Raw genomic sequence first — 12,808 nt, 5'->3', positions numbered from 1 at the left:
TTAACTTTACGAATACATAAGAAATTTATGAGCGAAATTATTTATGGCGTTCACGCAGTGAAAGCCTTGCTGGAGAATTCACCTCAGCGCATTAAAGAAGTCTATATTTTAAAAGGCCGCGAAGATCGCCGCCTACTCTCTATCGCGCGAGAAATTGAAGCGCTAGGTATCGTCGTACAAGTTGCAAATAAGCAGTGGATGGATTCACACACTGATGGCGCTGTACATCAAGGTATTATTGCGAATATCTTACCGGGTAAACAGTACCAAGAAGGCGACCTGCCTGATTTTCTGGAGAAAACCGAATCGCCTTTCTTACTGGTGCTTGATGGTGTGACAGACCCACATAATTTGGGGGCTTGTTTACGCAGTGCTGACGCCGCTGGCGTACATGCGGTGATTGTGCCAAAAGATAAATCTGCTCAGTTGAATGCAATCGCTAAAAAAGTAGCCTGTGGCGCAGCGGAAAATATTCCACTGATCCGTGTAACTAACTTAGCGAGAACATTGCGTTTGTTGCAAGAATACAATATTTGGATTGTTGGAACGGCAGGCGAAGCGGACCATAACCTTTATCAGAGCAAGCTAACAGGGCCTGTTGCCTTGGTGATGGGTGCTGAGGGGGAAGGTATGCGTCGTCTGACTCGTGAGCACTGTGATGAGCTTATCAGCATTCCAATGGCAGGTTCAGTCTCATCTTTGAATGTTTCTGTCGCCACAGGTGTTTGCTTATTCGAAGCTGTACGCCAACGTTTGGTAAAATAATGCGCGCGTAAATTAAAATATAATTTTAATTTAGCCCCATCCCTTGAGTTTTATCTCAGGGATGGGTATAGTGACGCGTCAATTTTTTAGCCGCACTCAATAAGTTCCTTGCCTCCGCGGGCCGCGGTTAACCCTGACAGGAGGCTAATAATCCGTAAGGAGCAACTACTCATGCGTCATTACGAAATCGTTTTTATGGTCCATCCTGACCAAAGCGAACAGGTTCCGGGCATGATCGAACGTTACAGTGCTACAATCACTAACGCGCAAGGTCAAATTCACCGTCTGGAAGACTGGGGCCGCCGTCAACTGGCTTATCCAATCAATAAACTGCACAAAGCACACTATGTTCTTCTGAACGTAGAAGCTCCACAGGAAGCGATTGATGAGCTAGAAACTAACTTCCGCTTCAACGATGCCGTTATCCGCAGCATGGTTATGCGCGTTAAACACGCGGTGACAGAAGCTTCTTCTATGGTTAAAGCTAAAGACGAACGTCGCGGCCGTGACCTTTCTGATGATTATCAGGATGAAGAAACTGAAGAAGCTGGGGATTCTGAAGAGTAATTGCACAGGTGACCACTAATCGTTTAGTGCTGACAGGCACAGTCTGTAAAGCATTGATTCGAAAAGTGAGTCCATCAGGCATTCCTCACTGCCAATTTGTCTTAGAACATCGTTCTCAACAATTGGAAGCGGGAATGTCAAGACAAGCGTGGTGCAGAATGCCCATCATTGTCAGTGGACAAGCCTTGCAATCCCAAACTCACAGTATAACGGTCGGCAGTTGGATTACTGTTTCAGGTTTCATTAGTACCCATCAGGGGCGAAATGGGATCAGTAAATTAGTCCTTCATGCCGAGCAGATTGATTTGATAGATTCTGGAGACTAGCCTTATGGCACGTTATTTCCGTCGTCGCAAGTTCTGCCGTTTCACAGCGGAAGGCGTTCAAGAGATCGACTATAAAGATATCGCAACGCTGAAAAACTACATCACTGAAAGTGGTAAAATTGTACCAAGCCGTATTACCGGTACCCGTGCAAAATATCAGCGTCAGCTCGCTCGTGCTATCAAGCGCGCTCGCTACCTATCTCTGTTGCCATATACTGATCGTCATCAGTAATTGGTACAGTCCATTAACGACTTAAGAGGATAAGGTAATGCAAGTTATTTTGCTTGATAAAGTAGCTAACCTAGGTAGCCTAGGTGATCAGGTTAACGTTAAATCGGGCTATGCTCGTAACTACTTAGTTCCACAGGGTAAAGCTGTTCCTGCAACTAAGAAAAACGTCGAATTCTTCGAAGCTCGCCGTGCTGAACTGGAAGCTAAATTAGCTGACGTTCTCACTGCAGCACAGGCTCGTGCAGCAGCTGTTACTGCGCTGGGTTCTGTTACTTTAGCTTCTAAAGCGGGTGACGAAGGTAAACTGTTTGGTTCAATCGGTACTCGTGATATCGCTGATGCAGTCACTGCAGCTGGCGTTAAAATCGCGAAAAGCGAAGTTCGTCTATCAAATGGCGTTCTGCGTACTACTGGTGATCATCAAGTTCAGTTCCAGTTACATAGCGATGTTTTTGCAGAGCTTAACGTTATCATCGTTGCTGAGTAATCAATAGTGATGATAAGTACCGTCGATTTATCGGTGGTGCTATAAAAAACACCGGCTAAGTCCGGTGTTTTTTACTTTCTAGGCTTTTATTTTTATTCATAAAACATAGATGCTATTGGTTTGCTAAGCATTGATAATCAAGAATTTCTCCTGCCGAACCTAAGTTTAAATCCCACAGATCCATCCTATTTGCTAATAATACCAATGACCCATCCTTAAGCTGTACCATGGCTAACCCAAAGTGGCCTATATTGTCATCATGCTGTAAGGCGTACTCTTGTAATAGCTTAAAAGGGTTAATCGAGTAGGTGGTGATTCTTTTTGCTAAATAGTGATGTCCTTCTAATTTAATAGGAAATTCAGTCCAATTAGAGGTTATTACTGACTGTTGATCATTGAGCTTTTCTAGAATGTCTTTCTTAAGGCAAGCGATATGAATATGCAGTTGATCTTGTGATCGACCATATTGTGAATTCACCGCGACCGCCAGTAATTCTTCAGGAATTGTTTTGTTTAATCCGCGAGATAAGTCGGCTCTTTCTTGCCAAGCGAGGGAGAAATAGGATGGTGTATTTTCTGCTAACAATAATGGGGATTCAATACCGGTAATTTTATTTGTTGGGATCACAAGGTTGTGTAACGGGCCATTGCGGTCTTCAAATAATACATATTGATTGGATGTATCGACCTTTAAACAGGATGCGGGTTGCTGTTTTGTATGCTGTAAAGGAACACATTGTTGGCTAACGATATTCCAAAGCGCATCTGAATTGAGTTTTATCCAAGCGATATAGCCAAGAGCGGCGATGAGTAGTAGCAAGAAACCTGCTAGAAAAACTTTAATGCCTTTATTTATTTGCATAATCATTTTTTAATGGGAAATAACAGGTAGCCTTTATCATATATTGATAAGTAAGGTGCAATACAAATAGCGATGATTAGGACAAAGTTCTGGTGGCTTACCATTATAAATAAGCCACCAGCCAAAAATAACGGCTAAGGCGTGCGGTAGTAACTACCATCGCTAAGTCTTGCGAAGCTATAGGTTTTTCCATCCGGTGTGGTGATGTCTAACAATTGGACTTCACCCTTTGCATTCGCTTTAACACGAATTTTTTGGCCTTGCTGTAAACTACTCAGTGGTTTTTCAGCCCCTTCAACACGCGCCATAACAAAGGCGTCATTGGCCTGTAGGTTATTATCACGAAATAGCTGTGCGAGGGTTTTACCTTTTTGTACGCGGTAGTTCTGCCATTCATTCGCTGATGGGCGAGCTGTTTTGGGCTCTTCCGGTTTGGCGGTTGACGGCTGATTGGTGGGCGGCGTAACTTGAGGTTGCTCTGGTGCTGAAGGCTCGATAGGCTCAGGCACGATTTCAGGCTCAAGTGGCAATACACCTTGATCCACCGGAGAGGTTGTGGGTTCTTCAGTCGGTGGTGTCATGACGGGGTCAGGGGCAATCTCAGGTATGTTTGGCGGTGGGATCACGATAGGCTGAGGTTGGTTTGAAGCTATATTACCCGTCGTTGATTTATCATCGGTTGGCCAGAACAGTGCCACGATAATAATCAGCGCTAAAACGGCGATACCGTAGCGGTGAAATGTGGATAGTTTGAACATCGCGCCTCCTTTATTGAGGATAACAAGCAAGCCATAATGTATTTATACGCATACTAGCACCCTTTTTTTATAATTTAATAACTTGATACGATTTTTCAGAGAACACTGAGCCAATTGTTGGTGAACCTTCATAAATAAGCGATTTTTATGCTTTTGTTTCATTGTTTAGGTTTACCCATAAGAGGGTGGCTGTTATTCTGGTTTTTTTATCAAAAACCATATGGGTATTTTAATGGCAAACCAAAATTTTGATTCAGTAGAAGCTCAAGCGAGCTACGGTATTGGTCTACAAGTTGGACAACAATTGTTAGAGTCAGGGCTGGAAGGTCTTGTGCCAAATGCAATTTTGGCCGGTCTAACTGACGCTTTAGAAGGCAATATGCCGTCAGTTCCTGTTGAAGCATTACACAATGCACTACGTGAAATTCATGAACGTGCAGATGCTGTACGTGTTTCTCGTCAAGGTGCAATGGCTGCAGAAGGTCAAGCATTCCTTGATGAAAACCAAAAGCGTGAAGGTGTATCAACCACGGAATCTGGTTTGCAATTCTCTGTTATTAATCAAGGTGACGGTGCAATCCCTGCTCGCACAGACCGTGTTCGTGTTCACTATACTGGCCGTCTTATTGATGGTTCGGTATTTGACAGCTCTGTTCAACGTGGGCAGCCTGCAGAATTCCCAGTTAGCGGCGTGATCCCAGGCTGGATCGAAGCACTAACACTGATGCCAGTTGGTTCAAAATGGGAATTATATATCCCTCATGAATTAGCTTATGGTGAGCGTGGTGCAGGTGCATCTATCCCACCATTTAGCCCATTAGTTTTCGAAGTTGAGCTGCTGGAAATCCTGTAATTATCAGCTATTAACTTATCGCAATATCCATTTTTTATTAAATCCCTTATTGTTGAAATAAAACAATAAGGGATTTTTTTATCACGTAAATTCGTGCACTTGCAAGATAGGGCTGCTAATCTTGAACTAAAGGGCGATAGAAAGAGGTGAAGAAAATGCTACAGCAAATTTGTGAACTGGCTCAAGAAGCAGGCTATGCCATCATGAAAATCTACAATGCGCAGGCGCCTTTACAGGTTCAGCACAAGAGTGATGATTCTCCAGTGACTGATGCGGATATTGCAGCTCATAAAATTATTGAGGCAGGTTTATCTCGTATTACGCCTGATATACCGCAGCTTTCTGAAGAAGATCCACCCCTTTGGTCATTAAGACAAAATTGGCAGCGTTATTGGCTGATTGATCCTCTCGACGGTACGAAAGAATTTATTAATCGTAATGGCGATTTCACGGTAAATATTGCATTGATTGAAAATGGTGTACCAGTGATGGGGGTTGTTTATGCCCCTGCGAAAGGCTTACTGTACTATGCTCAAGGTAATCAAGCATGGAAAGAGGAAGCGGGTAATAAACTGCCTATCCAAGTCCACGATGCTAAGCCTCCCGTCATAGTGATCAGCCGTTCTCATCAAGATAGTGAATTAATGGATTATCTGAGACAAATGGGGGAGCACACCACAGTAGAGATTGGTTCTTCATTAAAATTTTGCTTAGTCGCGGAAGGTAAGGCACAACTTTATCCTCGTTTTGGGCCAACCAATATTTGGGATACAGCGGCAGGGCACGCGGTTGCGATTGGTGCGGGGGCTAAAGTGGTTGATTGGAATGGGCAAACCCTCGACTATACACCACGAGAATCATTTTTAAACCCCGGTTTTCGAGTGATTTTATTCTGATATGATGCTCAACAGAGGTTGGGCAATTATTTACCCAACCTCATTCTTAAGACAATTAATTATCTAATTGCAGCACTTTTGCTGTTGCCGTACGAATATCTAAGCAGGCTTTCGCATCTTGTTTTAAATCAATGCCATAGGTTGGAATGATCGCTTTCAAGCGAGTTTCCCAGCCATTGGTATCTAACTCATTTTTAAAACATTCTTTCAATATATTTAATGAAATATAGGCTGCAGTTGATGCACCCGGTGATGCGCCCATTAATACGGTAAATGATTTATCTGCACTGGTGATAAGCTCAGTGCCAAACTCAAGTACGCCTTTTTTGTCCTGACCCGGCCTGATGATTTGCACACGTTGGCCTGCAACTACCTCTTTCCAATCTTCATGCTGTGCTTCTGGATAAAATTGTTGCAGCATAGCAAATTGATGTGCCGAGGTTTGTAGCACTTGACCGACTAAGTATTCGGCTAGTGCCCAGTTATCTTTAGCGACCGCTAACATAGGCTCAATATTATTTAGTTTCACCGACTCAAATAAATCTAAATAAGAGCCATGTTTGAGGAATTTACTTGAGAAACCGGCATAAGGGCCAAACAGCAAAGAGCGTTTACCGCCAATAATTCGCGTATCCAAGTGTGGAACGGACATCGGGGGTGAGCCTTTGTCTGCTTTACCATAGATTTTTGCATGATGGCGAGCCGCAATTTTCTCATCGTCGCAGCGTAACCAAATACCGCTAACGGGGAATCCACCGAAACCTTTTCCTTCAGGAATACCTGATTTTTGCAAAAGTTCGATAGCGCGTCCACCCGCTCCAACAAAAACAAACTTAGCGGAGGTAATCGATTTTTCATGGGTTATTAAGTTTTTAACTTCAATATTCCATCTGCCATCGGAAGCTTGTTTGACATCGATAACCTCATGCTTATAGTGCAGTGCGAAGCCGGTCTGGTCACTCAATTGCGCCATTAATAAATGCGTTAATGCACCATAATCCACATCGGCTCCGGTGATGACACGGGTGACGGCAATTTTTTCTTTTGGATCCCGTCCTTCCATGATCAGGGGAGCCCACTCATTTATCTGCTTAGGGTCATCGCTGTATTCCATATTGTGATAGCAATGATGGGCAGACATTTGGCGGAAACGTTGTTGGAGGAATTTGACATTATCTTCACCCCATACAAAGCTCATGTGTGGGCAAGGATGAATAAAATCACGAGGATTTTTGATTTTGCCTTTAGCAACAAGGTACGACCATAATTGACGTGATAAATCGAATTCAGTATTCACTTCAAGGGCTTTACTGATATCAACGGTGCCATCAGGATTAGGCGGCGTATAGTTCATCTCACAGTTTGCCGCATGACCGGTTCCGGCATTATTCCATGGATGTGAACTTTCTTGTGCACAGTCATTTAATCGTTCGAATACTGCAATATTCAAGGAAGGTTCGAGTTCTTTAAGGAATGTCCCGAGGGTTGCACTCATGATACCTGCACCGATTAGGGCGATATCAACATGTTCTGAAACGGGTTTGTTCATGGAAAATCCCTATTTTTTAGTCGGAGTAAAACGCAAATCAGTGCCTTCTTGGTACACAACATAAGCGCGTCGCCAAGGCTCATCACCAATTAAGCGCCATTTATGGCCTGAACCGGTATTGTCTTGTGCAAGTAAAATATCACCGGGATTAATAATAAATTTTGATCCATCTTTAGTTTCAAATTCTAAGGTACCGGAGAGGGTGATGACATAACGAGGAACGGGGTCTTTATGCCAGTCGAACGAGCCCCCTGAAATTGTTTCACGAAAGGTAAGCTCACCCACGGCGATGGGTGGGGTTTGGCTATCCCCCTCTGTATTGGGAACGCTGTTAAGCTCTATTGTGCCTTCTTCAAACAGCGAGTTACCATCTTGGCCTGTCCACATACGAATGCAACGTATCATCTTGTCTCGCTCCTAGATTAAAATAATTCATCATGTACCGGTTGTTTTTCGATTTTTAGGGGTATTGGCTACGCTCAGTCGCCCTGAAAATCAAACTATTTCCGGTATACCTATTTTTAAAAATAACACTTACCTATAATTAAAATTAATTAGGTTATTTGCTCTATCTTAATATGAAGATATTAAAAAAATATAATGATGCCTTTAAATTTAAGGTTTTTTATTCATAAGGTCAAAAGTATTATTGCGTTTATCAGGCTCTAGCACGGTTAAATAAATATGAATGAAACTGCATTGCCATTTATTGATGATACAATTAGGATGATAGTCTTGAAATATTAATAAATTTATTTTAATTCATTGATTTTAATTTATTTTATCTTTCATTCTCTATGGTCTTATTTTGATGATATGTTTCTCTTCTCGCTAATTGGCAAGAAGAGAATATAAAAATAGAACGATATATTTACGACTAAAAATTGTTTTTTAAAATAGAATTAAGTGCTAGATGTTGTATTAGCATAATTGTTTTGCCATCAACAATTTCACCCGTTTTAATCGCATTGAGGGCTTTAGGAAATGGCCACTCTAATACCTCAATGTCTTCGCCTTCATCAACCAACCCGCCACCAGAGCTTTGGCGATTTTGTTCATTATATTCAGCGATATAAAAATAAAGTTTTTCAGTGACTGAACCCGGGCTCATAAATGCCTCAAAAACTTTTTCTATTTTATCGACTTTAAAGCCAGTTTCTTCCTCTGCCTCGGCAATAATACGTTCTTCAGGAGAGGCGTTATCGAGTAATCCTGCGGCGGCTTCAATTAAAAAATGTTGATAACCATTTACATACATCGGCATACGAAATTGGCGAATAAGAATAATGCTATTTTTTATTTTGTTATAGAGCAAAATCACCGCACCGTTGCCTCTGTCATACACTTCACGCTCTTGCTTTTGCCAACTTCCATTGCGCAATTGTAATTCGTAGGTGTATTTTTTTAGGATGTACCAGTTGTCTGAAAGTAATTTTTCGCTGATATTGCGAATTTGAGGCTGTTTTGTAGACATATTGAGGCCTAAGAGAGAGTGATGACAATTAATCTAACATCATTGATTGGCTGGAGAAATAGAGGGAAAATAAAATAGAGAAGGTAAGACGGGGTTACCATCTTACCTTTAGCGTTTATTGCTGAATGAAGTATTGTTTATTTCATTATCTGAATTTGTTTAACTTCAACTTCTCGTGAATTCCAGTCTTTATCGATTTTACCGCGAATTTCGACTTTATCTTTAGGTGTCACATTCACACCATTCCAACGTTTGTGATCGATTTCTAGCGTAATACTGCCTGTTCCATCAGTAAATTCGTAATGTTTATTATCTAACTGCTTAACAATAGTCCCTTGCAGAATAACCCAGCTGTCATCTGACATTTCGAGCGCTTTAGCCACGGTTGTTTGGCTTTCATTTGGGCCAGAAAAACCACCTGATTGAGTCTGGGTATTTGTCACTGTACCAGGGCCATTAAATCCGCCGTTTATCGCATTATTATTTGATGCGGTATTAGCGAAAGCTGGTGCAGTAGCGAGTGCTGCGACTAAGGCAATTAAAGGTAATTTTTTCATCAGTATAATCTCCATTTGTGACGTAAACTTGCTTTATGGAGTGTATTAAAGCAAGTAAATCTTAACAGAATCTTAAGCGCGTTAATAAAAAAATATATTTTCGGTTTAGCTTATAATAGCTAGTCATCTTCTAGTTTATACGATAAATATAATAATATTCCGATTCGGAGGGAAATATGCGTATTCTTTTAGTTGAAGACGACAGGTTAATTGGTGATGGATTAAAAGTCGGTTTAACCCAGCTCGGTTTTACGGTTGATTGGTTTATGGATGGTAAGCAAGGGCAAGTTGCTTTATTTGATGCACCTTATGATGCGGTTGTGCTCGACTTATCGCTTCCGACTATTGATGGCCTAGATATTTTAAAGCATTGGCGAAAAGAAGGACGTGATGAACCCGTCTTGATTTTAACCGCAAGGGATGCGCTCGATCAACGTGTTCAAGGCTTGCAGCAAGGAGCGGATGACTACCTGTGTAAACCTTTTGCTTTGGTTGAAGTGGCTGCCCGTTTACAGGCGCTAAATCGCCGCCGTAGTGGACAATTATCCCCTAAATTAACTCATGGTGATGTTGAAATGGATCCTATTGCTATGACGGTGACTTTTCAGGGAGAACCCATCCAGCTAAAAGGAAAAGAGTTTGCGTTATTGTCTCTGTTTCTGCATAACCCAAATAAAGTGCTTTCACGGGCACTAATTGAAGAAAAGCTCTACAACTGGGATGAAGAAGTATCGAGTAACTCTGTTGAAGTTCATATACACCATTTAAGGCGTAAATTAGGTAATAAATTTATCCGCACCATCCATGGCATTGGGTATCGATTAGGTGATTTGTAATGAAAACTTTCAGCCTGAGACTGAAATTAACCTTAACACTGCTTCTGTTAGCTTTGATGACATGGGGGATCGCAAGTTCTCTTGCATGGTATCAGACTTATAAGACGATTAATGAACTCTTTGACACCCAACAAATGGCCTTTGCTAAGCGGTTGTCTGTATTGCCTTCTGACCTTGAATTAAGCACGCCATCTTTAGTAAAAACTAAAAAATTATTGCGTAAAAATCGGGGTAGCCAAGATGATGATGCTCTGGCTTTTGCTATTTTCACGCCAAGTGGTGAGCGAGTTCTCAACGACGGGGACAATGGCAGAAAAATACCTTTTCTTTATAAACGAGAAGGATTTACGGAAGGTTATGTTGATGGCAGTGATGACCTTTGGCGCTTTGTTTGGTTAAAATCAGTTGATGGGCAATACATCATTGTGGTTGGGCAGGAGTGGGATTACCGGCAAGATATGGCCGCAGATATTATGGTAGCGCAATTTATTCCTTGGTTAGTAGCGTTGCCTGTTATGTTGATTTTATTCTTATGGCTTTTAACTCGGGCATTGAAACCATTACGTGATGTTGCTACGCAATTGGTACATCGTCAGCCTGATGAGCTAAGTGCGATTGAAGTCGCGAGAATACCCAGCGAAGCCAAGCCTATTTTGGATGCACTTAATGCACTATTTGAACGAATTAATCAAATGTTTACTCGCGAGCGGCAATTTACTTCCGATGCAGCGCATGAGTTGCGTAGCCCGCTTGCGGCACTTAAGGTTCAAACAGAAGTGGTACAAATCGCAGGAAGTGATGATGCCATTCGGCAACATGCAGTGGCAAATTTATCTGAAGGAATTGATAGAGCCACTCGGCTAGTTGACCAATTATTGATGTTATCAAGGCTGGAGTCTTCCACTTTGCTAGAAGATGTTGCGCAGGTATCTTGGCCATCATTGATTGCGTTATCAGTAAATGACCTCGCAGCTGAGGCGAAAGCGCATCATGTCAAAATTAAAACCACGATAATTGAGGAACCCCCCCTCTTTTCTGGGCAGCCGTTGTTACTTAGTGTGCTACTTCGAAACTTACTTCACAATGCAATTCATTACGGTAAAGAGCAGGGAGAAGTTGAACTGGTTTTGTATTCTGAACGTCTCGAAGTTAGAGATAATGGTATTGGCGTCACTCCTGATGTTTTACGTCGACTCGGGGAGCGTTTTTATCGACCTCCAGGTCAGGAAAAAACGGGAAGTGGTTTGGGGCTATCCATTGCAAAACGTATTGCACAATTACATAACCTTCAACTCACGTTTTCAAATATGAAGAATGGGGGCTTTTGTGTCACTATTTTTTGGAAAAATAAATAGTTTTAAATGGTATGATTTTGATTAGTTATTAAAAAAATAAAGCTAATTATGCATATTGTTAATGTGGCTATTTTAGAATAACGCGCTGTTTTAACAATATTGGATGACAGCGATCTTTCACTATTAATATTTTTCACTTATTGGGAAGAAAATAGCTGAGCATGCCTTTAAAAAAACATACTCAGCTAAAGTGTTTATTTTAGATTTTGTTCTTTAGCGAGTTCAGAAACTAATAAACCAATAGCTTTGTCAATTTCAGCTGCAGTGAGGCTTCCTTCTTTAAAGAATAAAACTTTTCCTTGTTTATTCAATATGATAATAGCTGAATTTTCAGGCGATAAACTCCATGCATCTTTGACTACACCGTCACTGTCAACAATAAATTGCGAATAAGGAAATTCTTTTTTACTATCTTCAACACTGTTTTTAACGAAAACACCAGTGCCAAAAACGGCATCATCAGTATTAATAATTGTTGTCGTTTGGTAGGTATCATGGGGAAGTTTAGCTTGTTTAATCGCTTCAATTAACGGTGCATTTAATTCTTTTGCCGCTGAGCGTCCAGCAATATGCTGAATAGTACGGACCTTTCCTTCGAGCTGCTGACTTGTCCAAGGTTGATAATTTAGTTTCCCTTCATTAGTTAAAATCAGTTCCCCTTTATCGATAACTGAAACAGGTTTAACTGTTTGATTTGATAGTATGTTACTAGATAATGCAGTTGAAGATAGACCAACTAAACAGATCAAAAATAAAAATGTTCTTATCATAAGGATACCTTTAATCATCATTTGAATTGCAGGGTGTTATAGATGAGAGTGACTATTTATCATATTTGTACTTACAGCATAGCTCATCGGATGAGTTGCATGTAAAAAATTAACAATTATTTAAAATTCAGCATAAACACAAAGTTTATCGGGTCATTAACAGATATTTGACAGTGTCATTTTCTGTAAGGGGATTGAATAAAACTGCAATTTTAGAACCAAAATAGAAATTTCTGGTCTATGATTAGTGAACGGTATGAGTTATTGAATATCGTAAGAACAAAGGGGAGAAAAGTTCTAATGAAAATTTTTAACCGTTACAACCCATCTAAGATTGCGCTTTATGTCAAAACACTTTTCAGTGGCAGGCTCTATATAAAGGATATGGGGGCTTTCGAGTTCAACTATGGGAAAATCTTACCACCCAAAATCAGTGATAAACGGCACTACAATGTGATGAGCGAGGTTAACAAACAGGTACTTTTGCTACAGGCGGAGTTAGGGTAGTCGTTAATCTAAAT

Annotated in this window: 17 protein-coding genes; 10 read left to right on the top strand and 7 right to left on the bottom strand. The window is 41.1% G+C overall.

The features are described from left to right. The first annotated feature begins 27 nt into the window (after positions 1 to 27). The 5 genes from rlmB (at position 28) to rplI (ending at position 2,377) form a co-directional block, all read left to right on the top strand. Positions 28 to 765: a 23S rRNA (guanosine(2251)-2'-O)-methyltransferase RlmB gene (gene rlmB / locus M998_RS09180; RefSeq protein ID WP_068439843.1), complete on the top strand. Its 738-nt coding sequence runs from the start codon at positions 28 to 30 to the stop codon at positions 763 to 765. A 171-nt stretch (positions 766 to 936) separates the two neighbouring features. Next, positions 937 to 1,332, top strand: a complete 396-nt coding sequence (gene rpsF / locus M998_RS09175) for a 30S ribosomal protein S6 (protein ID WP_068439845.1) — start codon at positions 937 to 939, stop codon at positions 1,330 to 1,332. Positions 1,333 to 1,340: 8 nt separating this feature from the next. After that, entirely contained in the window at positions 1,341 to 1,658 is a 318-nt protein-coding gene (gene priB / locus M998_RS09170) for a primosomal replication protein N (RefSeq protein WP_068439847.1), read from the top strand. A 4-nt stretch (positions 1,659 to 1,662) separates the two neighbouring features. Next, on the top strand, positions 1,663 to 1,890 hold the full coding sequence (gene rpsR / locus M998_RS09165; RefSeq protein WP_000135199.1) for a 30S ribosomal protein S18: 228 nt from the start codon (positions 1,663 to 1,665) through the stop codon (positions 1,888 to 1,890). Between the two features lie 37 nt (positions 1,891 to 1,927). Continuing rightward, positions 1,928 to 2,377: a 50S ribosomal protein L9 gene (rplI, locus tag M998_RS09160; protein ID WP_068439849.1), complete on the top strand. Its 450-nt coding sequence runs from the start codon at positions 1,928 to 1,930 to the stop codon at positions 2,375 to 2,377. A 112-nt stretch (positions 2,378 to 2,489) separates the two neighbouring features. Here the strand turns inward: rplI and M998_RS09155 are convergent, their stop codons facing one another. Further along, positions 2,490 to 3,239 carry a CDP-diacylglycerol diphosphatase gene (locus M998_RS09155; protein ID WP_068908624.1) on the bottom strand — a complete coding sequence of 250 codons (750 nt, stop codon included), beginning with the start codon at positions 3,237 to 3,239 and terminating at the stop codon, positions 2,490 to 2,492. Positions 3,240 to 3,373: 134 nt separating this feature from the next. Then, positions 3,374 to 3,997 (bottom strand): LysM-like peptidoglycan-binding domain-containing protein, encoded by a 624-nt coding sequence (locus M998_RS09150; protein WP_068439851.1) that lies wholly within the window; start codon positions 3,995 to 3,997, stop codon positions 3,374 to 3,376. A gap of 232 nt (positions 3,998 to 4,229) precedes the next feature. Here M998_RS09150 and bamJ point away from each other — a divergent pair, with 232 nt between their 5' ends. Both bamJ and cysQ read left to right on the top strand, forming a co-directional pair. Next, positions 4,230 to 4,850 (top strand): BamJ family beta-barrel-assembly machinery protein, encoded by a 621-nt coding sequence (gene bamJ, locus M998_RS09145; protein WP_068441610.1) that lies wholly within the window; start codon positions 4,230 to 4,232, stop codon positions 4,848 to 4,850. Between the two features lie 155 nt (positions 4,851 to 5,005). Continuing rightward, entirely contained in the window at positions 5,006 to 5,746 is a 741-nt protein-coding gene (cysQ, locus tag M998_RS09140; protein WP_068439853.1) for a 3'(2'),5'-bisphosphate nucleotidase CysQ, read from the top strand. A 55-nt stretch (positions 5,747 to 5,801) separates the two neighbouring features. Here the strand turns inward: cysQ and mqo are convergent, their stop codons facing one another. The 4 genes from mqo to M998_RS09120 all read right to left on the bottom strand — a co-directional run bounded on the left by mqo (position 5,802) and on the right by M998_RS09120 (position 9,326). Beyond that, the gene (gene mqo, locus M998_RS09135) at positions 5,802 to 7,295 is read right to left on the bottom strand and encodes a malate dehydrogenase (quinone) (protein ID WP_068908556.1); all 1,494 of its coding nucleotides are present in this window, start codon (positions 7,293 to 7,295) and stop codon (positions 5,802 to 5,804) included. A gap of 9 nt (positions 7,296 to 7,304) precedes the next feature. Continuing rightward, a complete protein-coding gene (locus M998_RS09130; protein WP_068439857.1) occupies positions 7,305 to 7,700 on the bottom strand; it encodes a cupin domain-containing protein in 396 nt (131 codons plus the stop codon). A gap of 472 nt (positions 7,701 to 8,172) precedes the next feature. Beyond that, on the bottom strand, positions 8,173 to 8,769 hold the full coding sequence (locus M998_RS09125; protein WP_068439859.1) for an NUDIX hydrolase: 597 nt from the start codon (positions 8,767 to 8,769) through the stop codon (positions 8,173 to 8,175). Positions 8,770 to 8,906: 137 nt separating this feature from the next. Beyond that, positions 8,907 to 9,326 (bottom strand): YgiW/YdeI family stress tolerance OB fold protein, encoded by a 420-nt coding sequence (locus tag M998_RS09120; protein ID WP_068439861.1) that lies wholly within the window; start codon positions 9,324 to 9,326, stop codon positions 8,907 to 8,909. Between the two features lie 176 nt (positions 9,327 to 9,502). Here M998_RS09120 and qseB point away from each other — a divergent pair, with 176 nt between their 5' ends. Together qseB and qseC are read left to right on the top strand one after the other, a co-directional pair. Further along, positions 9,503 to 10,162 (top strand): quorum sensing response regulator transcription factor QseB, encoded by a 660-nt coding sequence (qseB, locus tag M998_RS09115; RefSeq protein ID WP_068439862.1) that lies wholly within the window; start codon positions 9,503 to 9,505, stop codon positions 10,160 to 10,162. Further along, complete coding sequence (gene qseC / locus M998_RS09110) at positions 10,162 to 11,517, top strand: quorum sensing histidine kinase QseC (protein ID WP_068908554.1); 1,356 nt, start codon at positions 10,162 to 10,164, stop codon at positions 11,515 to 11,517. Before qseB ends, qseC begins: the two co-directional genes overlap by 1 nt. A 194-nt stretch (positions 11,518 to 11,711) precedes the next feature. On the opposite strand, the gene M998_RS09105 is transcribed toward qseC, so the two are convergent. Continuing rightward, positions 11,712 to 12,287, bottom strand: coding sequence for a YtfJ family protein (locus tag M998_RS09105; protein WP_068441613.1), 576 nt, complete (start codon positions 12,285 to 12,287; stop codon positions 11,712 to 11,714). A 300-nt stretch (positions 12,288 to 12,587) separates the two neighbouring features. Here M998_RS09105 and M998_RS09100 point away from each other — a divergent pair, with 300 nt between their 5' ends. Then, a complete protein-coding gene (locus M998_RS09100) occupies positions 12,588 to 12,794 on the top strand; it encodes a stringent response modulator YtfK (RefSeq protein ID WP_068441615.1) in 207 nt (68 codons plus the stop codon). Positions 12,795 to 12,808: the final 14 nt, after the last annotated feature.

Source organism: Providencia heimbachae ATCC 35613, from assembly GCF_001655055.1.
In the GTDB taxonomy this organism is placed as follows: domain Bacteria; phylum Pseudomonadota; class Gammaproteobacteria; order Enterobacterales; family Enterobacteriaceae; genus Providencia; species Providencia heimbachae.
The sequence above is the reverse complement of the archived record's forward strand: the minus strand, read 5'-3'. Positions and strand labels throughout refer to the sequence as shown.